General features: G+C 32.8%; 22 protein-coding genes. 15 read left to right on the top strand and 7 right to left on the bottom strand.

The features are described from left to right. The first annotated feature begins 203 nt into the window (after positions 1 to 203). The 7 genes from AK212_RS10415 to AK212_RS10385 all read left to right on the top strand — a co-directional run bounded on the left by AK212_RS10415 (position 204) and on the right by AK212_RS10385 (position 6,418). Positions 204 to 1,094 (top strand): ABC transporter substrate-binding protein, encoded by an 891-nt coding sequence (locus tag AK212_RS10415; protein WP_174841474.1) that lies wholly within the window; start codon positions 204 to 206, stop codon positions 1,092 to 1,094. Between the two features lie 245 nt (positions 1,095 to 1,339). Further along, positions 1,340 to 2,293, top strand: a complete 954-nt coding sequence (locus AK212_RS10410; RefSeq protein ID WP_053030745.1) for a FecCD family ABC transporter permease — start codon at positions 1,340 to 1,342, stop codon at positions 2,291 to 2,293. A 98-nt stretch (positions 2,294 to 2,391) separates the two neighbouring features. Continuing rightward, positions 2,392 to 3,096, top strand: a complete 705-nt coding sequence (locus tag AK212_RS10405) for an HAD family hydrolase (RefSeq protein WP_053030742.1) — start codon at positions 2,392 to 2,394, stop codon at positions 3,094 to 3,096. A 1-nt stretch (position 3,097) separates the two neighbouring features. Further along, positions 3,098 to 3,892: an alpha/beta fold hydrolase gene (locus AK212_RS10400; protein WP_053030740.1), complete on the top strand. Its 795-nt coding sequence runs from the start codon at positions 3,098 to 3,100 to the stop codon at positions 3,890 to 3,892. Between the two features lie 151 nt (positions 3,893 to 4,043). Further along, complete coding sequence (locus AK212_RS10395) at positions 4,044 to 4,550, top strand: SA0570 family protein (protein WP_053030738.1); 507 nt, start codon at positions 4,044 to 4,046, stop codon at positions 4,548 to 4,550. A gap of 186 nt (positions 4,551 to 4,736) precedes the next feature. Then, positions 4,737 to 5,453, top strand: a complete 717-nt coding sequence (locus AK212_RS10390) for a hypothetical protein (RefSeq protein ID WP_053030736.1) — start codon at positions 4,737 to 4,739, stop codon at positions 5,451 to 5,453. Positions 5,454 to 5,608: 155 nt separating this feature from the next. Beyond that, complete coding sequence (locus AK212_RS10385; protein WP_053030734.1) at positions 5,609 to 6,418, top strand: alpha/beta fold hydrolase; 810 nt, start codon at positions 5,609 to 5,611, stop codon at positions 6,416 to 6,418. Positions 6,419 to 6,853: 435 nt separating this feature from the next. Here the strand turns inward: AK212_RS10385 and sarA are convergent, their stop codons facing one another. From sarA to sroA, 5 genes are all read right to left on the bottom strand, one after another. Beyond that, positions 6,854 to 7,228 carry a global transcriptional regulator SarA gene (gene sarA / locus AK212_RS10380; RefSeq protein ID WP_053030732.1) on the bottom strand — a complete coding sequence of 125 codons (375 nt, stop codon included), beginning with the start codon at positions 7,226 to 7,228 and terminating at the stop codon, positions 6,854 to 6,856. 323 nt (positions 7,229 to 7,551) lie between these two features. Next, positions 7,552 to 8,445, bottom strand: a complete 894-nt coding sequence (locus AK212_RS10375; RefSeq protein ID WP_244881441.1) for an efflux RND transporter periplasmic adaptor subunit — start codon at positions 8,443 to 8,445, stop codon at positions 7,552 to 7,554. A 376-nt stretch (positions 8,446 to 8,821) separates the two neighbouring features. Further along, positions 8,822 to 9,748 carry a DMT family transporter gene (locus AK212_RS10370; RefSeq protein WP_053030730.1) on the bottom strand — a complete coding sequence of 309 codons (927 nt, stop codon included), beginning with the start codon at positions 9,746 to 9,748 and terminating at the stop codon, positions 8,822 to 8,824. A 352-nt stretch (positions 9,749 to 10,100) separates the two neighbouring features. Beyond that, positions 10,101 to 10,322 carry a DUF2922 domain-containing protein gene (locus AK212_RS10365; RefSeq protein WP_053030728.1) on the bottom strand — a complete coding sequence of 74 codons (222 nt, stop codon included), beginning with the start codon at positions 10,320 to 10,322 and terminating at the stop codon, positions 10,101 to 10,103. Between the two features lie 34 nt (positions 10,323 to 10,356). Beyond that, positions 10,357 to 10,563, bottom strand: a complete 207-nt coding sequence (gene sroA / locus AK212_RS10360; protein WP_053030725.1) for a sigS mRNA-stabilizing protein SroA — start codon at positions 10,561 to 10,563, stop codon at positions 10,357 to 10,359. Between the two features lie 142 nt (positions 10,564 to 10,705). Here sroA and AK212_RS10355 point away from each other — a divergent pair, with 142 nt between their 5' ends. The 8 genes from AK212_RS10355 to AK212_RS10320 are packed head-to-tail and all read left to right on the top strand — an operon-like array spanning position 10,706 to position 17,217. Next, positions 10,706 to 11,263: a tyrosine-type recombinase/integrase gene (locus tag AK212_RS10355; protein ID WP_053030723.1), complete on the top strand. Its 558-nt coding sequence runs from the start codon at positions 10,706 to 10,708 to the stop codon at positions 11,261 to 11,263. A gap of 29 nt (positions 11,264 to 11,292) precedes the next feature. Beyond that, positions 11,293 to 13,695 carry a DUF4040 family protein gene (locus AK212_RS10350; protein WP_053030721.1) on the top strand — a complete coding sequence of 801 codons (2,403 nt, stop codon included), beginning with the start codon at positions 11,293 to 11,295 and terminating at the stop codon, positions 13,693 to 13,695. Continuing rightward, positions 13,682 to 14,107 (top strand): Na+/H+ antiporter Mnh2 subunit B, encoded by a 426-nt coding sequence (gene mnhB2, locus AK212_RS10345; RefSeq protein ID WP_053030719.1) that lies wholly within the window; start codon positions 13,682 to 13,684, stop codon positions 14,105 to 14,107. The genes AK212_RS10350 and mnhB2 overlap by 14 nt, the downstream gene beginning before the upstream one ends. Beyond that, on the top strand, positions 14,104 to 14,454 hold the full coding sequence (gene mnhC2, locus AK212_RS10340; RefSeq protein WP_053030717.1) for a Na+/H+ antiporter Mnh2 subunit C: 351 nt from the start codon (positions 14,104 to 14,106) through the stop codon (positions 14,452 to 14,454). The genes mnhB2 and mnhC2 overlap by 4 nt, the downstream gene beginning before the upstream one ends. Continuing rightward, a complete protein-coding gene (gene mnhD2, locus AK212_RS10335) occupies positions 14,444 to 15,943 on the top strand; it encodes a Na+/H+ antiporter Mnh2 subunit D (protein ID WP_053030715.1) in 1,500 nt (499 codons plus the stop codon). Before mnhC2 ends, mnhD2 begins: the two co-directional genes overlap by 11 nt. Next, entirely contained in the window at positions 15,940 to 16,422 is a 483-nt protein-coding gene (gene mnhE2, locus AK212_RS10330) for a Na+/H+ antiporter Mnh2 subunit E (RefSeq protein WP_053030713.1), read from the top strand. Before mnhD2 ends, mnhE2 begins: the two co-directional genes overlap by 4 nt. After that, positions 16,419 to 16,721, top strand: a complete 303-nt coding sequence (gene mnhF2 / locus AK212_RS10325; protein ID WP_053030711.1) for a Na+/H+ antiporter Mnh2 subunit F — start codon at positions 16,419 to 16,421, stop codon at positions 16,719 to 16,721. The genes mnhE2 and mnhF2 overlap by 4 nt, the downstream gene beginning before the upstream one ends. Next, entirely contained in the window at positions 16,696 to 17,217 is a 522-nt protein-coding gene (locus AK212_RS10320) for a Na+/H+ antiporter subunit G (RefSeq protein WP_053030709.1), read from the top strand. Before mnhF2 ends, AK212_RS10320 begins: the two co-directional genes overlap by 26 nt. A gap of 174 nt (positions 17,218 to 17,391) precedes the next feature. Here the strand turns inward: AK212_RS10320 and AK212_RS10315 are convergent, their stop codons facing one another. Together AK212_RS10315 and AK212_RS10310 are read right to left on the bottom strand one after the other, a co-directional pair. Continuing rightward, entirely contained in the window at positions 17,392 to 17,631 is a 240-nt protein-coding gene (locus tag AK212_RS10315; protein ID WP_053030706.1) for a DUF3923 family protein, read from the bottom strand. 341 nt (positions 17,632 to 17,972) lie between these two features. Beyond that, a complete protein-coding gene (locus tag AK212_RS10310) occupies positions 17,973 to 19,220 on the bottom strand; it encodes an ArgE/DapE family deacylase (RefSeq protein ID WP_053030704.1) in 1,248 nt (415 codons plus the stop codon). Between the last annotated feature and the right edge of the window lie 61 nt (positions 19,221 to 19,281).

Genomic DNA, 19,281 nt, shown 5'->3' with positions numbered 1-19,281 from the left:
TGTTAAAACTAAGCATTGAATATTTCTAAATTTAGAAGTATTCAATGCTTTTTTACTACTGATTATTTCTCAAAATAAGTGATAATATAAAATTACACAATTAAATATAAAAAAGTTAAATTAATATTGAATAATATTTGTTATGATTAATGCATACATATACAAAAGATAGAAAGGAATGTGTAGTCGTGTTAAATAAAAAAATGTGGATAGTACTATGTATAATGATGCTTGTACTTGTCGCTTGTGGTCAAAATAATCAACACAAACAAGCAAACAATGAGAGTAATAAATCAGATTCAAATTCAAAAAATCAGTCATATCATCGTATCGTGTCACTTATGCCTAGTAACACGGAAATTCTTTATGAATTAGGACTTGGGAAAGATATTGTTGGTGTTTCAACAGTAGATGATTATCCTAAAGATGTTAAAGAAGGTAAGAAACAATTTGATGCAATGAATTTAAATAAAGAAGCATTGTTAAAGGCGAAACCAGATTTAATATTGGCGCATGAATCTCAAAAAGGGACGTCAAAAAAAGTGTTAGATAGTCTTGAAAAAAATGGTGTCAAAGTGGTTTATGTGAAAGATGCACAATCATTAAATCAAACATATGATACTTTTAAACAGATAGGTAAAGTCACTGGACGTGAACGTGAAGCGCAAGACCTTGTAGATGAAACGAAGCATAACGTTGACAAAGTAATCAAGTCAGTGCCTAGACATCACAAATCACAATCTGTTTTCATGGAAGTGTCTTCTAAACCAGAAATCTATACAGCGGGTAAACATACATTTTTCAATGACATGTTGACACAATTAGATGCTAAAAATAGCTTTTCAAATATAGAAGGTTGGAAGCCAGTAGATAAAGAAAGTATCATCAAAAAGAACCCAGACATTCTGATCTCTACAGAGGGCCTGTCTAAATCAGATTACTATAAAATCATTAAAAAGCGTGATGGCTTCCGTCAAATTAAGGCAGTGAAAAATGGACGTATTGAAACTGTGAATGGTGATGAAATTTCACGTCCGGGTCCTCGTATTGATGAAGGTTTGAAAGAATTACGTGATGCCATTTATAAACGATAAATGGCTATTAAAAGGTAACACTGCACATTCGTAGTGACTAACTAAATAGAGAAGACGCTTGATATTAAGTGCTTATCTTTACGTGGCTGAAGCCTCAATAAAAAGCATTTCATGAAGAAATTCTACAAGCTAAGCAAGCTGGGAGTGGACGACGAATTTTAAAAGAATTCTGTTCCAGTCCCATTCTTTTATATCATCAGTTATAATAGAAGAAATTATAGAAAGATAGTTGATGAGTTGATAAAATGACAAGGAATATTTATTTCACAATGCTAGGTTGGATTATCTGTTTAATTGGTGTGATAACACTCTATTTATTATGGGATATGGGTAATTTAGCAGATTCATTTAATCAAATGATATTGTTGAAAGTTAGATTGCCACGAATTATTGAAGCTATGTTAACGGGTGCAATACTAACTTTAGCAGGCCATATGTTTCAGACTGTGTTGAATAACCCATTAGCGGATAGTTTTACATTAGGATTGGCTAGTGGTGCAACGTTTGGCTCAGGTTTAGCCATTTTTTTAGGATTATCTTTTATTTGGGTACCTATCTTTTCAATTGGTATCAGTATTATCACACTATTAATTGTATTGATGATTGCAGCAACTATATCTCGTGGTTATCCGGTGAAGATTCTTATTATTACTGGATTGATGATTGGCGCACTTTTTAATGCATTCTTGTATATTCTTGTGTTAATTAAACCTAGTAAGATGAATCAAATCGCAAATTACTTCTTCGGGGGATTCGCGGCGGCAGAAACGAGAGAAGTCATTTACATAGGACTAATAGCTATACCTTTTATCATCATTTTATTTACTATGATACCGGGGATTAAGTTATTACAATTAGGTGAGTTGAAGAGTCAATCATTAGGTTTAAATGTGCAACAAGTGATGTTTATCGTACTTACTTTAGCGTCTATGATAACGGCAGTTGCAGTGGCTTATACGGGGATTATTGGTTTCATCGGTATGGTTGTACCCCAATTGGTAAGACGTTATTATTGGCGATTTACGTTAGGAATTCACATGGTATTAAATTGTTTAATCGGTGCTACAATGATGTTAATTGCAGATTGGGTAGGCAGTACGTTAATTCATCCTGTACAGATACCTGCTAGTATTATATTGGCTTTAATTGGTATTCCAACATTGTTTTACATTTTGCTTAAACAATCTAGACATGCTTAAATACACATTTGATCACAGCATACCTATGTTGCGTTATTATCTTAAAGAAGACTTTTTGATAAAATAAGAATAATTATAGAGTTAAGAGGGAATTGACAATGGACTTAAGTCATATAAAAGCAGTTGTGTTTGATTTAGAAGGTACATTATTAGATAGAACAAAATCTCGTGATAAATTCATTGAGGAACAATATGAACGATTTCATGATTATTTCGTACACGTTCAATTAGCGGATTTTAAACAGAAATTTATTGAATTAGATGATGATGAAGATAATGATAAACCCGATTTATATAAGGTAATTATTAAGCAGTTTCATATCGATCGTTTAACGTGGAAAGATCTGTTTAATGATTTTGAAATGCATTTCTATCGCTATGTCTTCCCTTATTATGACACGTTATATACTTTAGAGAAATTATCGCAAAGCGATTATGTTTTAGGTGTGATTGCAAATGGTAAATCTAAAATTAAACAGTTTCGTTTACATTCATTAGGTTTAGGGCACGTGATTAATTATTTATCAACTTCTGAAACAGTAGGATTTCGTAAACCCCATCCTAAAATATTTGAAGATATGATTCACCAATTAGATGTTCAGCCAGAAGAAATTATGTATGTCGGTGATGATGCTTTAAATGATGTAGCACCAGCACGTGCGATGGGCATGGTAAGTGTGTGGTTTAAACATGATGACGCTGAATTAGAACCTTTAGAAGAAGAAGTTGATTTTATTATTACAACGAGTGAAGAATTATTATCAATATTACCAATTCAAATCAAACAAGGAGGAGATGCATAAGATGGATTTATTTACTAGAAAAGGTGGTTTATCTCTACATTACGATACTATGGGTGAGGGTTACCCTGTCGTCTTAGTACATACTGCATATGAAAATGCTTCTATATTTCAAAATTTAGCAAAAGATTTGGCAAAGTCTTTTCAAGTTGTCTTACTTGATTTAAGAGGACATGGCTATTCAGATAAACCAAGAGAGATTAAATTTAATGAATTTGCAGATGATATTATACAATTATTGGATTACTTGTATATAGACGAAGCAGCATTTGTAGGACATGAGATGGGGGCAGCGATTATTGCTGATTTAGCAGAACGCTATCCTAATTATGTATCATCACTCATTATGGTGACACCAACATCCATTGAAGGCGAGTTGCCTGAGGAACGTTTATTTAGAAAGTACTCTCATAAAATTCGTAACTGGGACGATGAAAAACAAAACAAATTCTTAGAAAAGCGTCGTTATCATAAACCAAGAAAAGTGAATAAGTTTTTAAAACATGTTGAAGATACTAATGCGATTTCTACTAAAGAAGAAACGCAAGCGGTTGAAGATGTGTTTAAAGAGGCGGCAATATCAAATGTATTTGAACGTGTGACGAAACCAACGTTAATCATTGCAGGTGAACATGGTGAGCGTATTACAACACTTGAATCTAAAGAAGTAGCCGATTTAATAAAAGAGGCGCAGTTTGATGTTTATGCACAATCAAGTCTATATCCTTTTGAAGAAGAAAAAGAGAAATTTGTTGAAGATGTAACACCATTTATTAAGAAATTTATGCCTGAGCACTAATGACGGGTTTCAAAAACGCCGCCAAAACTTTTTTGTTACATAAAATAACTTAATTTGTAATATTTTTGTAATAATACTGTTATTTAAGTAATAATTAGGGTATACTATGAATAAGCACAAGACGAGAAACAAGATAAAGGAGAGAGTGCTTATGAAAAAATTAGTAGCGGCATTTTTAGTCTCAGGACTAGTAATGACAGGAGTAAGCGTTAATCATGCTGAAGCAGCTAGCGGCAATACAATTCAAACAGTTCAACAATTAACACAAGGTCAAAAATCTCTAGAAAATATTACGCTTGGCGAATCAATCAAAAATGTTACAAACAAATACGGTACACCGATTTATTCTAAAAATCCAAGTAACAATGAAGGGTATTATGAATATCGCACTAATAAAGGTTTACTGGTAGTAACTGCAGTAGGTAAGAAGAACCAAGGCCATGTTACAAGAATTTCTATGACTTATAATGAAGCCAATGGCCCAACGTATAACCAAGTGAAAAAAAGCTTAGGACAAAATGCGATTGCGCGTGTTCAATATAACAAAGTAAGTGGTAACTTTGGTTATATCCAAAAAGGTAACACAAGCTATCAATTTGGCTCAAACTCACCACAAGATAAAAACATCAAATTATATCGTATTGATCTTGCTAAATAATTAAAATTCTATATATGTTATCAATCAATCACTAGGAGTACGACGTCAAATGCAAACTTTTAAATGACGTCTTGCTCCTATTTTTTTATGGTTAAACAGAAAATAACGTCAATGTATGATAAAATTTTAAATTGAACCATTAACTATTCGTGTCAATCTAACGAAACTATAGCAAAGGAGTAACCTATGAGAACCAATGATAAAGTGTTACTTGAGAATATAAATGATTACTTTAGTCATAAAGGGATGGCACCTAATTTAATCGATGATATTAAAGAAAATTTGCGTACAGATTTGAAGAAATCTGAATCAAAAGATCAAGATTATCTAGATTATAGAGGTAAATCTCCAGCACAAATTATTTTGATTATTCAACGGAATTTATTTGGGTTACAAACGAATCCTGTTATTTTCTTTATTATGAATTTTATTTTAATTTCGTATCTTTATGATAAACAATACGTGCCATTCCAGGCGGCGACAGCTATTTCAATTTTCTATTGTATTATTATTTTTCCGTTAACGATTTTTATCAATATACGGATTGATAAGAAGAAATTTCTCTATAGTAACCGTTTTGAAATGATATTAGGATATACAGTCGCCATTATTGCATTAATCTTAATTATTATGCGTGCGTTTAATTTAAACTGGGGAATCGTTCCAATCACTATTTATAGTCATCAAGTTGTCTTTTTTATAGGTATTATATTAAGTTTAATAGGTATTTTCTTTAAAAAGATGGAGTACACAGCTATTGGCTTGTTATTTTGTCAAAAGACGGTTGATGCTGTAATCACAAAACCTGAGATTGCACAAATCTTTTCTTTAGTTATTTGGATTTTAATAGTTGTACTCATTATTTTTTACACAATTAAATTATCATCGAGAACTAGGGTTTAGTTCTTAACACATAGACAATCACCTGTATTTTTGAGGTGATTGTTTTTTTTGTTTAAATATTAATTTTATATAATAATTTATGAAATAAAGTTAAGAACATTCATAGCGTAACTTTTAAAGAAGTGGGTATAGTAACAATTAAGGGAGGTGCCAACATGAAAAAAATCGAAACGTTAAACCAAACAAAATTAGCTTATCAAGATGAAGGACATGGCAGCCCCGTTATCTTAATACATGGCTTAGATGGTAATTCTGCAGCGTTTGATTTATTAAACAAACAACTACAAGAGAACTATAGAGTGATTGCATACGATGTTCGAGGACATGGTAAATCATCACGTCCTGATTCATATGATTTAGAAGATCATGTCGAAGATTTATATGTACTAATCAATAAATTAAACTTAAAGAAAGCACATATATTAGGTCATGATATGGGAGGTATTATTGCTAGAGAATTTACTGAAAAGCATGAAAAACATGTATTATCTTTAACCATTATCTCCTCTAAAGCTGAAGATATCGTTCATGGTTTTACGAAATTAATGATTGAGCACCAAGATGAAATTGCAGGGTTTAATAAATCTGAAGCGCTACTGTTACTATTCCCTTATATTTATAAAGAAAAAGAATCAGCGATGAAATGGATTCAACGACAACGATTATATAGTAAACAGAATTCTGAGGATAGTGCCATAGCTAGTAGGGCGCTTTTAAATACAGCATATGTAAATCAAGGGTATACACATTACGTTAAAGTACCTACACTCATTGTAAATGGACGTTATGATCCAATTATAAATGACAAGGAACATTATAAAATCGAAGAACGATTCCAAAATGTTGAAAAAGTTTTATTTGAAGAATCAGGACATGCACCCTATGTAGAAGAAGAAGATAAGTTTCTAGTCTTATATTTGAACTTTTTAGAAAATGTTGAGCAGATAGTAGAAGTAAATCATTAAATTTAGTTATTTGAGAAAGACAGTTTCTATTGAAATCATTTAGAAATTGTCTTTTTATCATTGTTTTGAATGTATTCAGCACGTTTTATATTAAATGTATTAGCTTAAAATCGGCATCGAGCTAACAATATAAAAGTATATAAATAAGGGAGCGGGACAGAATTCTTTTGAATTCGTCGTCCCTCTCCCAACTTGCTTTGCTTGTAGAATTTCTTAGTGAAATTCTCTGTGTTGGGGCCCCGCCCACCTCCGCAAGGATGACTAGAACTGAGAAAAGCTTGATTTAAGCGCCTTCTCAGTTCAGTCAGCTACTGCGAATTTGATAATTAGCATTACTATATAATTTATTTCCCAGACTGTATTTCTCTGGAAATACGATTCCAGATTTTTAAGTGTATATCGAAAACAAATAGAATTAGAAAAGCCACAAAGAAATTATAAATCAGTTTCTTTGTTAGCTTCTTCAATACGTGTATTTACTTTATTTAATAATGAATCGATTTTTTTACGTTGTGTACTATTAACAAGGATTAATACAGTTCTTTCATCATGTTCATTACGTTTTTTATCAAAGTAATCTTCTTGAGATAAATTTTTCACTGCTTTAACTACTTGTGGTTGTTTGTAATTTAAGTGATTAATAATATCTTTTAAATAATATTCATCTTCTTTACTTTGACTAATGTATGTTAAAACGGCGAACTCTTCAAAACTAATTGAAAATTCTTTTTTGATGATATTTTTTAATTTATCTGCGTATGTGATCATTGCTAATAACTCGAAGCAATCATTGATTTTTGAAATTGCCATTTTGAAACCTCCCCAATTTATGTGTGCTTTTTCTATTTTGCCCGTTAAATTATATATAACGTCCTATAATAGTTAAAAATACTTAAATAATTTAGATTAAAAGAATTTTATTAAATTAATTTAATGCTATATTATTTAGTTAATTATAACTAAATGGAATTAAGAAGTAAACAAAAAAGTACTTAATAAAACAATATTTTGATTATTATATTCTTTGTTTGAATTTCAAAGCAATTGATAAAAATCAATTAATTAAGAACAATTATTATTTCACTCTATATAATAAAATTTATTCCGAATAGCTTATTGTGAAAAACTTATGGTTAATAGGATAGAAGTGAGGATGAAGGGTGTACGATAACTTTATCCCCAAAGTTTAATCCTTTGGATACCATAATATACCCATTTTTGGGGCTCTTAGTATATTCTATTCTTCTTTTAATAATTTTGTTATTTTGTGTAATTAAAATATAATCATTTTCAAATATTGAATTTGTAGGTAGTTCTATTTTAGAACTCCCAACATCAATATCGAAATGACGACCAAGTGGGTAATGATCTTGGGTGGAAATATCTACTTGATAAATGGATTCTCCTTTTTCCACTTTGTGAGGAATTTGAGAAATAGATAAAATTTTACCAGTGAATAATTTAGCGTGCTTTGTTGTAACATTTACCTCTTGGTTTATTTTAATTTGATCTAATTGGGATTCAGTTATATTAGCACGAATAATATGTTTTTCGCTATTAATTTGCATTATTTTTGTATTTAATTTAGAAGGATGTGGATTTAAGACGGTTACTTTGCCATGAATAGGGGAATGAATACGTGTTTGAAGCCGATTTTGAAGTTCAAGTATTTGTGTGTTTAGCGCTATGTGTTGTCCGCCTGGTGGTTTCGGTGATTGGTTGAGAAGAGAAGCTAGAGCTTTCTTTTTAGAGACAATCATTTTCTCAAGAATAGGGTTATAATAGTCTATCAAAGCTGCATCAGAATGAATGGTTTCACCATTTTTAACAAATAAAGAGGCAACATTGCCTAAAGAAGGATTGAAATATAAAGTAAAGCTTTCTTGAGATTGCTGTTCACCAGTAAAAGAAAGAGAATATTGAGGTTTGGCAGTGAGCGTTTCTATTTTTGAAGTGTCTGGTTCGTTAGGTATTTTTGAATAAATATAATAGCCGAAGGAGATAATCAGGAGGATAAGTGCAGTCACTAAAAGTTTTAATGGGGTAAAAAATGTCTTCAGTAAAATCACCTCTATAAAGTTGTTATACAATGATTATACAATGGTGATGAGGTTGTGACAAAAATAATATAATGAAGCTATTTTGCAAATTCGCAGTAGCTGACTGAACTGAGAAGGCGCTTAATTCAAGCTTTTCTCAGTTCTAGTCATCCTTGCGGGGGTGGGCGGGGCCCCAACACAAAAAATCACGGAAGTGATTTTACAAGCTAAGCAAGTTGGGGTTACAACGAATTTAAAAAGAATTCTGTCCCACTCCCAATATTATTAAATTAAAAAAATGTCTTCTCAACAATTAAGAAAAGAAGACATTTTGAATAAATATATCAATATTCTGTTATACAAATTAAAAGAGACGTAATAAAACAATCCCAATGGCAATAGCGATTAATCCACTGAATTTGCGCAATGTTATTGAATTTTTGGGAACACCTAAGCCGAAGTGATCGATCAATACGCCCATGAGCATTTGTCCCAACATGGCAACAATTGTAGTTAACGCTGCGCCTAAAAATGGCATTAGAATAATGTTTGAAGTGACAAAAATAACGCCTAATACACCACCAATGAAATGAATAGGCTTGATGTTACCTATATCTGGTTGTGAGACTTTAATTTTAAGGCTTCGGTTAAATATTAACGTTAGAATGAATAACGCGAATGTGCCAACGCTAAATGATACAAGTGACGCAAACAATGAATTATGCATTTGTTGAGCTAAACCACTATTAATAGTTGTTTGTAATGGCGGTGCAAAGCCAAATATAAATCCGATAATTAGCCATACATAAAACATAAGATTTGTTTTTTCTTCAAGTTTATTTTTAGGTATCTCATTCATCAATAAAATACCGAAGAGTAAGATTAAAATGCCTACTGCTTTTAAAAGTGTGAAGGGATGATTACTCGCGCCAAGTAAACCGAAAGTATCAATGAAGACCCCCATGATGATTTGACCAGCTACGGTCATAACTACTGTTAATGCTGCACCTATACGGGGAAGTAATAATAAGTTTCCTGTTAAGAAACAAACGCCTAACAGACCACCAACCCACCAATGATAGTCTATTGTGTGGCCACTATAAAATGAAGCATCAAATAATTTAGGGTTAAAAATTACATTTAATATAAATAAAAATAAACTACCTATAAAAAATGAAATGGTAGACGCATAGAAAGTTGATTCAGTGAAACGTCCTAGACGAGCATTAATTGAGGTTTGTATTGGAACCATCATACCAGCCACGATACCGAGTATAAATAAAAATGCCACAATTGACCTCCTACATTTTTTTAATTAACACATCATTATTATACGCATTTTAAATATTATTTTCAAAATACAGTAGCGGAATGGTCTCGTTGCGCATCATTATAGGTGTAGGACTTTGAATTGAAGTAAAAAAGGAGAGTAACAGAATTCAAGTTGAATTCATTGTTACTCTCCAATTTGTCTTGCTTATAGGCGCATGTTTGATGTTACGGTCCGCTCGCAAGGATGACTAGAACTGAGAACAGTATCATTGAAGTACCTTCTCAATTCAATTTATTACTGCCAATTTTCGATGTGGACGCGTAATAATCGCTTTGTTTCGAAATCAATGACATAACACAATCGTGATAGGTTATTTCGTTTCGAAAATGACAGTACTCGTAACATCTATTAATTTAGCAGATGTCGCTTTAATCGGTGTACCGGCTGTGGGTTGTAAAATATTAAGCTTAATAATATTATCCATGGCATCTTTAGCATCAGCCTCTGATACAACAACGTTAACTTGTGGGAATTGCAATTTAGCAGTTTTATTTAAATTTGTTTTAAAAGCAAGTTCTAAAGTTTTTGTCATATTATATACCTCCTTAATTATTTTTAGATTTGAATTAAGTTAAATCTTGAGTTTTAACGACTTCAATTTTGTCGAATGGTTCATTAATCAGATGTGCGATGATATTAACAAAAGATCTGATTTCTGAATCTGTGGCTCTTGTATTTAAGTTTGTAAAACGACGTTTCGTTTCTTTTGCTTTGCCACTTGCATCGTGAGTGATATGCGTACAAACAACAGATAATTGTGAAATTTCATTCATGTGTTTGTCACCTCCTTTCACTCTATATATCGAAATCAATTCAAAAAAGAGACACATTATTTTAAAGAAATTTGAGCAAAAACGTTTCATGTTACTAAAATATGGTTTATCATTAAATAAGAAACTTTTATGAGGTGGATAGATGAATCAAGTTGAACCAATCAGAAATAAAGATGATATAAAAAAGATGTATGATGTATTAAAACGTAAATCAGATAGAGATTATCTTTTATTTAAATTAGCAATACATACGGGTATACGTTTAACAGATTTATTAAATTTAAAAGTAAACGACGTCAAAATGGATGATCAAGATGACATTAAATCTTCTTGGATTCAATCATGTGCACCTGCAATTAAAATCTTGTTGCCGAATGACTTGCGTGGAGAGATTAAGCGGTTTATTGAATATAATAACCTTATGGACAATCAATTATTATTCCAATCAATAAGAACACATAAGGAACTTTCTAGACAACAAGCTTACCGAATCATTCATCATGCGGCTGAAGAATTAGGGTTGTGTCATATTGGTTTGACAACTTTGCGTAAAACGTTTGCTTATCATGCTTACCAATCGGGTATTTCTATTGCAATCATACAAAAATATTTAGGTCATCAGACAACACAAGAAACGGTTAAATTTATCGGGTTGTCTGCCGATGATGAACTTCATACAATTATCGCTTTAAATTTATAATTTAATTTTTATTGAAAAGGAGGCTTTTGATGAGCTTAGTATACTTACTAGGTGGACTAATCATTATTATGCTAATCGTCCTAATGACGTTGTTTATTAAACCATTGAGACGGTTTGCGGGATATATTGCATTGTTAGCACCTATTTTAGCTTCAGGGTATTTCTTGACCCAAATTCCCAGTGTTTTAAATGGAAAATTTGTAGAATTTAAGATTCCATGGATGCCCGCTATTGATGTTAATCTTGACCTCAGATTAGACGGCCTGGGATTAATGTTCGGATTAATTATCTCCATTATAGGGGTGGCAGTATTTTTCTATGCTACTCAATATTTATCTGCTAATAGAGATAACTTGCCACGTTTCTTCTTATATTTATTATTATTCATGTTTAGTATGTTAGGTATTGTCGTTTCAAACAACACTATTTTAATGTATGTATTTTGGGAATTAACGAGTGTATCGTCATTTCTATTAATTTCCTACTGGTATAGCAATGCTGAAAGTCAATTAGGCGCAATTCAGTCATTTATCATTACCGTATTAGGTGGTTTAGCCTTATTAACAGGTTTTATTATGCTATATATCATTACTGGTACAAATACGATTTCAGAACTACTTACACAAAGTCATAGCATTAGCGAACATGCTCTATTTATACCAATGATGATAATGTTGTTAATTGGGGCTTTTACTAAATCAGCACAATTTCCATTTCATATTTGGCTACCTAAAGCCATGGCTGCTCCAACGCCTGTAAGTGCTTATTTGCACTCGGCTACAATGGTTAAAGCTGGTATCTTTTTACTATTTAGATTCACGCCTATTTTAGGCTTAAGTGATAGTTATATTTATATTGTTACGTTTGTTGGATTGATTACGATGATATTCGGCTCTGTAACAGCCTTGAGACAATATGATTTAAAAGGTATCTTAGCGTATTCAACTATTAGTCAATTAGGAATGATTATGTCGATGGTTGGTCTAGGTGGAGGCATTGCACAACATCCATCAGGTATAATGGCAGAAACCTACACACTCATATTATTCGCAGGTTTATTCCATTTAATGAATCACGCTATATTTAAGTGTGCTTTATTTATGGGTGTCGGAATTATTGACCATGAAGCTGGTACACGAGATATTCGTCGCTTAAGTGGTATGCGAAAATACTTCCCGAAAATGAACTTAGTCATGACACTCGCTGCGTTATCAATGGCAGGTGTACCGTTATTAAATGGTTTCTTGAGTAAAGAGATGTTCTTTGATTCTCTAGTTAGCGCAATCGAATTACAACAATTTGGTTTAACGTTAACGATTATTGTGGTAGCAATTGGTGTTATCGCGAGTATCTTTACTTTTGTCTATGCAGTTTACATGCTTAAAGAAACTTTTTGGGGAGAATTTGATGAAAAGAAAGTGCCTAAGAAACACATTCACGAACCATGGCTGTTTAGTTTACCAGCAATTATTTTAATGGTTATGATACCCGTTATTTTCTTTATCCCTAACGTTTTTACTGAGCGTTTAGTATTGCCAGCACTTCGGAATGTTACCAATTTAGGTAGCAACGTTGATGCAATAGCACCGCACGTATCTCAATGGCATGGCATTAACTTACCACTCATTTTTAGTGTGATTGTTATTATAGTTGGTCTCATTTTAGCGTTAAAAGTGAACTGGAAAGCGATAACGCATCAAGTGATTAAGTATGCTTCGATAACAACTTCTTATCGTAATGTGTATCGAGGTTTCGAGCGTTATTCTGGTCAAATGATCCGCGGTTTAATGAACAACAGATTAAACCACTATAACATTATTACAGTACTCATTTTCTCTCTATTAATTGCTTACGGTATATTCCAAGTCGGCTTGCCAAAGCTACATCAAATAGAAGTTTCAGAATTTGGCCCATTGGAAGTTATTTTAGGCATTATGATCAGTATTGTTGGTATCGCGTTAGTGTTTATTCGTCAACGTTTAACGATGGTTATTTTAAATGGCATCATCGGTTATAGTGTGGCATTGTTCTTCTTATTAATGAGAGCACCAGATTTAGCATTAACGCAATTAGTAGTAGAAACAATTACGACAATTCTCTTTATTGTCAGTTTCTCAAGATTGCCAAACATCGCACGAACTACTGCGAATATGAAAAAGGAAACTGTCAAAATTATCGTGTCATTTATTATGGCTGGAGCCGTCGTGACACTGATATTTATTGCCCAACAAGGTGATGGTTTTGAGTCAATTTCTAAATATTATATGAATGCCTATGAATTAACTGGCGGTAAAAATATCGTAAATGCAATCTTAGGTGATTTCAGAGCATTGGATACAATGTTTGAAGGTATTGTTTTAATCATAGCTGGTTTAGGTATTTATACATTATTACATTACAAAGATAGGAGGGGCCAAGATGAAAGAAAATGATGTTGTGTTAAGAACCGTTACTAAAATCGTTGTCTTTATATTATTAACCTTTGGGTTTTATGTTTTCTTTGCGGGACATAATAATCCGGGTGGCGGTTTTATAGGTGGTCTAATCTTTAGCTCGGCCTTTATCCTAATGTTCTTAGCTTTTGATGTAGATGAAGTTTTAGAAAGTCTTCCAATCGATTTTAAAAAATTGATGATTGTTGGTGCTATCATTTCGGCACTTACTGCAATTGTGCCAGTGTTCTTTGGTAAAGCGTTCCTATATCAAAGTGAAGCATACATTCATTTGCCTTTATTGGGTGAATTGCATGTAACAACAATTACATTATTTGAATTAGGTATATTGTTAACGGTTGTTGGTGTTATTGAGACAATTATGTTGGCTTTGAGTGGTGGTAAATCATGAATTTAATATTATTACTTGTGATAGGATTTTTAGTATTTATAGGAACGTACATGATACTATCACTCAACTTAATTCGAATTGTTATAGGTATTTCGATTTATACACATGCCGGGAATCTAATCATTATGAGTATGGGTCATTATAGTAATAAGATGACAGAACCGTTAATTCATGGTCCTAATACCAATTATGTGGACCCGTTACTGCAGGCGATTGTACTTACTGCAATTGTTATTGGCTTTGCGATGACTGCATTTCTATTAGTGCTTGTTTATCGAACATACCGTGTTACTAAGGAATCTAATATTGATGTATTAAGAGGAGAGGAGGATGACAATGAACAGTAATTTATTAGTTCTTCCTATCCTATTACCATTGTTATGTGCATTGGTGCTTGTTTTTACGAAAGAAAAAAACATGTTATCTAAAATTTTGTACATTGGAACAATGTCTATTAATACAATTATTTCACTTTATTTATTAATCTATGTGCTACAGCATAAACCTATCACCCTTGATTTTGGTGGTTGGGCAGCACCTTTTGGTATTCAATTTTTAGGTGATACTTTAAGTTTAGTTATGGTCACTGTCGCATCATTTGTTGTGACACTGATCATGTCTTATGGATTTGGACGTGGCGAGGATCGTGTTAATCGATACTACTTGCCTACCTTTATTTTGTTCTTAACAACGGGTGTTATTGGCTCATTCTTAACATCTGATTTATTCAACTTATATGTTATGTTTGAAATTATGTTACTCGCTTCATTCGTGCTCGTAACATTAGGTCAATCTGTCGAACAATTAAGAGCCGCCATTATTTATGTTGTATTAAACATCATAGGTTCATGGTTTTTCTTACTTGGTATCGGCTTGTTATATAAGACAGTTGGAACATTAAACTTCTCACAAGTCGCATTACGCTTAGATCAAATTCATGACAATAAAGCGATTATTATTATTTCAATTGTCTTTATTGTGGCATTTGGTTCGAAAGCTGCATTGGTACTCTTCATGTGGTTACCTAAAGCCTATGCAGTACTTAACACTGAACTTGCAGCTTTATTTGCAGCATTAATGACGAAAGTAGGTGCGTACGCACTGATTCGTTTCTTTACACTTCTATTTGACCAACATACAGGCGTGACACATCCATTGCTAGTATTTATGTCTTGTATCACAATGCTTATAGGTGCATTCGGCGTTATCGCATATCGTGATATTAAGAAAGTCGCTTCATATCAAGTTATATTATCAATAGGTTTTGTCATTTTAGGTCTAGGTTCAAATACGTTTGCAGGTGTCCATGGTGCCATCTTCTATCTAGCTAATGACATTATCGTTAAAACGATGTTGTTCTTTATTATAGGTAGCTTAGTGTATATGTCTGGTTATCGTGAATATAAATACTTATGTGGGCTAGCTAAGAAGGAACCATTCTTTGGTGTTGCATTTGTTGTTATGATATTTGCGATTGGAGGCGTTCCACCATTTAGTGGTTTCCCAGGAAAAGTGTTAATCTTCCAAGGTGCAATTGAAAATGGTAATTACATTGGCTTAGCATTAATGATTATCACAAGTTTATTAGCTATGTATAGCTTATTTAGAATTCTATTTATTATGTATTTTGGAGATAATGATGGTGAACAGGTTGATTTCAACCCGCTACCTAAACATCGTAAAACAATTCTGGGCGTCTTAGTCGCAGTAGTACTTGCAATGGGTATTGCAGCACCAGTCGTGATGCATGCTACTGAAAATGCTACAAAATTGAATTTGGATGATAATTACTTCCATAGCATTGTTAACACACATTTGAAGGAGGGGAATAAATGAGACAAATTGTATTGAACATATTAATCGCTTTTTTATGGGTACTGTTTCAAGATGAAGACTCATTTCAATTCTCTACCTTCGTATCTGGCTTCATCATTGGTTTAATAGTAATTTATATACTGCATCGTTTCTTTGGACAAGCTTTTTATCCTAAAAAGATATGGGTAGCTATCAAGTTTCTCGGCGTATATTTATATCAATTAATTACTTCTAGTATCAGTATTATTAAGTACATTTTATTCAAAACGAATCATATGAATCCGGGCTTATTAACGTATGAAACGAAATTAAAAAATGATTGGGCCATAACCTTTTTGACAATTTTAATCATTATTACGCCTGGATCGACAGTGATTCGAATTTCAAAGACAACGAATAAATTCTTTATACACAGTATTGATGTTTCTGAAAAAGAAAAAGAAAGCCTACTTAAAAGTATAAAACAATATGAAAACTTGATTACGGAGGTGACACAATGATTGAAACGCTCACGAATTTCTTCATTACAAGTGCATTAGTATTGTTTGGCATAGCGTTCATAATTGGCTTATTCCGTTTAATCAAAGGACCTACAACAGCAGATAGGGTTGTAGCATTTGATGCTTCCAGTGCTGTTATTATGTGTATTATAGGTGTGGTTAGTGTGATTTATAACACTGTGTCATTCCTTGATTCTATTATGCTTGTTGCCATTATTTCATTTGTAAGTTCTGTATCTATTTCTAGATTTATAGGGGGAGGTCGTGTATTCAATGGTACAAATAAACGAAATCATTGAGTTGATTGCCGCGCTCCTTATATTTCTTGGTAGTATTATTGCTGTGATTAGTGCGATTGGAATTGTTAAATTTCAAGATGTCTTTCTACGAAGTCATGCATCTACTAAAAGTTCGACGTTATCTGTCTTATTAACATTAGTAGGCGTGTTAATTTACTTTACGAATCAACAGAGTTTCTTTAGTGTAAGATTGTTATTATCGATTGTTTTTATCAACTTAACATCACCAGTTGGTATGCATTTAGTTGCGAGAGCAGCATATCGTACAGGCGCATACATGTACCGTAAAGATGATGCACCAAAACGCTCTTCGATTTTATTGAGCTCTAAAGAATACAATTCAACAGAGGAACTTAAAAATCGTGCTCGAATTCGAGAGGAACGTCGAGAGAAAATTTATTATGACGTTCAAAAGCAACGACAGAAAGAAAAAGAAAAGCAACAAGAAGAGAATATTGAAAGCTTATCAGAAGCTAGAAAAGAAACTAGAGATTGATTAAATGAATGAGATTGAACATAAACACGTCATCGTAAAGATGACTGGTTTGAATGTTCAATCTCATTTTTTAGGTTGATATATAAAATTAATGTCATTAATAGATTTAAATAAACATAAAGAAATAACAATGATATAGGTGAAGTGCAAAGTAATACCTGCTGAATAAATCATTTATATGATTGTTTGTTGTCTTTTTGAGTAAATAAGATTAATAACTAACCATATGATTTGTACTAGGAAAGGGAATAAGTACGCAAATCCTAGTACTGCAATATTAATCCATTTTACTTCGGTCGTTTGTATGCCCCCTGTAGCATCTACTGATCTTAACCAAAGTAAAAGCGCAAATCCTAAAAAACTTAGTACTTCAATGCCGCTTACTATCCACCAAAAGATCCATGAAATTTTCATAAAATCCACCCCCTTTTTTGAATGTGTGACGTCGTACGATGCTAACTTATGCTTTTGATTATAGATTTTCTCGTTGTAAATATGAGTTGGGAGTGGGACAGAATTCTTTTAAATTCGTCGTAAACTCCCAGCTTGCTTTGCTTGTAGAATTTCTTAATGAAATTCTCTTTGCTGGGGCCCCGACCCCAACTTGCTTAGCTTGTAAAATCACTTTCGTGATTTTTTGTGTTGGGGCCCCGCCCACCTCCGCAAGGATGACTAAAACTGAGAAAAGCTTGATTAAAGCGCCTTTTCAGTTCAGTCAGCTACTGCGAATTTGCAAAATAGCATCATCATATTATTTATGTCCCGGACTCTTCTTTTAAATAAGTTATGAGTAATTCTTTGTAGTAGTCGATAAAACGAAGGTATTTTTCTTTCTCTACATACTCGTTAATTTGATGTGGCACTGTTCCGGGTCCAAACATTAGGAAAGAAAAGTGTTCATCTTTATCTCGTAACAAATTAGAAGCGTCTGTGACACCGACTGTTGGTGAAGCAACAATGTCTTCGCCGAATATCTGCTTAGCCACACGTTGTCCAATCTTAATTAATGGATTATCTCCTGTTGTTAATACTGGATCTAAGTCTAAATACAAATCCTCTTCAAGTTGACCCCCTTGTTTATTGACTTCTTCTAAATAAGTTTTAAATAGGGCTTTAACTTTTTTATTATCATATTCTGGAATCGTTCTAATATTAAATTCAGCAGTAGCAATATCAGGAACTGAATTCACTTGGTTCCCACCATGTAAAATGGTATTGCTAATAACAAGTCCAGAAATCACACGTTCAACCTCATCCGCAGCTATGTGGTTGTCTTGTGTTAATTGTGTTTGAATGCGCGCAATAAGATGTGAAAAATCTAGTTTTTCGCTTTTTAAAGTTTTAGAAATACGTTCATATTCAGTATCGATATCTTGAATAAAGTCAATTAATGGTTTGATCGCATTATATCCGATAACAGGTACAGAACTGTGAGCAGCTTTACCTTTAGAAGTGATTTTATAATCCATTGATCCTTTATGAGCATAAACGATGTTTGTTTCAGATGGTTCAGCAATAATCAAAGCGTCAACGTCATTCATATAACCTTTTTGATATAGTTGTGCTGAACCAAGTTGTTCTCTTTCTTCACCCGCAGTTGCCATGAATTTTATCGTACCATGAGGTAGTTGATGGTTTTCTTTCAATTCAATCATTGCAATCGCTAAAGCCATTAACCCGGATTTCATATCTGAAGTACCACGGCCATATAATCGGTTTTCTTTTTCGGTCAATTGAAATGGGGGATAGTCCCAATCATTGTGATCGCCCTCTGATACAACATCCATGTGGCCTGAAATTGCTACCACAGGGCTTCCACTACCGATTGTAGCAATTAAGTTTGCACGTTGACCTTCAACCGTATCAATTTCTGCCTTAATATGATGTGCTTCAAATAAGTCTTTTAAATAAGTAGCAACTTCCATTTCATTATCATTCACCGTATTAATCTCTACAATATCTGATAATAATGTCAGTTTCTCTTTCTCTGAAAATGTATTCATGATTTTAACTCCTTAAAATAGAAATATCGTACGGTTAAAATTGTAGTAAAGATAAAATATA

The organism is Staphylococcus borealis, assembly GCF_001224225.1.
Classification (GTDB): domain Bacteria; phylum Bacillota; class Bacilli; order Staphylococcales; family Staphylococcaceae; genus Staphylococcus; species Staphylococcus borealis.
The sequence above is the reverse complement of the archived record's forward strand: the minus strand, read 5'-3'. Positions and strand labels throughout refer to the sequence as shown.

What these genes read in the sequence shown, in the direction of transcription:
- AK212_RS10415 (WP_174841474.1), top strand. Translation starts at nt 204, where the DNA reads ATGTGGATAGTACTATGTATAATGATGCTTGTACTTGTCGCTTGTGGT.
- AK212_RS10410 (WP_053030745.1), top strand. Translation starts at nt 1,340, where the DNA reads ATGACAAGGAATATTTATTTCACAATGCTAGGTTGGATTATCTGTTTA.
- AK212_RS10405 (WP_053030742.1), top strand. Translation starts at nt 2,392, where the DNA reads ATGGACTTAAGTCATATAAAAGCAGTTGTGTTTGATTTAGAAGGTACA.
- AK212_RS10400 (WP_053030740.1), top strand. Translation starts at nt 3,098, where the DNA reads ATGGATTTATTTACTAGAAAAGGTGGTTTATCTCTACATTACGATACT.
- AK212_RS10395 (WP_053030738.1), top strand. Translation starts at nt 4,044, where the DNA reads ATGAAAAAATTAGTAGCGGCATTTTTAGTCTCAGGACTAGTAATGACA.
- AK212_RS10390 (WP_053030736.1), top strand. Translation starts at nt 4,737, where the DNA reads ATGAGAACCAATGATAAAGTGTTACTTGAGAATATAAATGATTACTTT.
- AK212_RS10385 (WP_053030734.1), top strand. Translation starts at nt 5,609, where the DNA reads ATGAAAAAAATCGAAACGTTAAACCAAACAAAATTAGCTTATCAAGAT.
- sarA (WP_053030732.1), bottom strand. Translation starts at nt 7,228, where the DNA reads ATGGCAATTTCAAAAATCAATGATTGCTTCGAGTTATTAGCAATGATC.
- AK212_RS10365 (WP_053030728.1), bottom strand. Translation starts at nt 10,322, where the DNA reads ATGACAAAAACTTTAGAACTTGCTTTTAAAACAAATTTAAATAAAACT.
- sroA (WP_053030725.1), bottom strand. Translation starts at nt 10,563, where the DNA reads ATGAATGAAATTTCACAATTATCTGTTGTTTGTACGCATATCACTCAC.
- AK212_RS10355 (WP_053030723.1), top strand. Translation starts at nt 10,706, where the DNA reads ATGAATCAAGTTGAACCAATCAGAAATAAAGATGATATAAAAAAGATG.
- AK212_RS10350 (WP_053030721.1), top strand. Translation starts at nt 11,293, where the DNA reads ATGAGCTTAGTATACTTACTAGGTGGACTAATCATTATTATGCTAATC.
- mnhB2 (WP_053030719.1), top strand. Translation starts at nt 13,682, where the DNA reads ATGAAAGAAAATGATGTTGTGTTAAGAACCGTTACTAAAATCGTTGTC.
- mnhC2 (WP_053030717.1), top strand. Translation starts at nt 14,104, where the DNA reads ATGAATTTAATATTATTACTTGTGATAGGATTTTTAGTATTTATAGGA.
- mnhD2 (WP_053030715.1), top strand. Translation starts at nt 14,444, where the DNA reads ATGAACAGTAATTTATTAGTTCTTCCTATCCTATTACCATTGTTATGT.
- mnhE2 (WP_053030713.1), top strand. Translation starts at nt 15,940, where the DNA reads ATGAGACAAATTGTATTGAACATATTAATCGCTTTTTTATGGGTACTG.
- mnhF2 (WP_053030711.1), top strand. Translation starts at nt 16,419, where the DNA reads ATGATTGAAACGCTCACGAATTTCTTCATTACAAGTGCATTAGTATTG.
- AK212_RS10320 (WP_053030709.1), top strand. Translation starts at nt 16,696, where the DNA reads ATGGTACAAATAAACGAAATCATTGAGTTGATTGCCGCGCTCCTTATA.
- AK212_RS10315 (WP_053030706.1), bottom strand. Translation starts at nt 17,631, where the DNA reads ATGAAAATTTCATGGATCTTTTGGTGGATAGTAAGCGGCATTGAAGTA.
- AK212_RS10310 (WP_053030704.1), bottom strand. Translation starts at nt 19,220, where the DNA reads ATGAATACATTTTCAGAGAAAGAGAAACTGACATTATTATCAGATATT.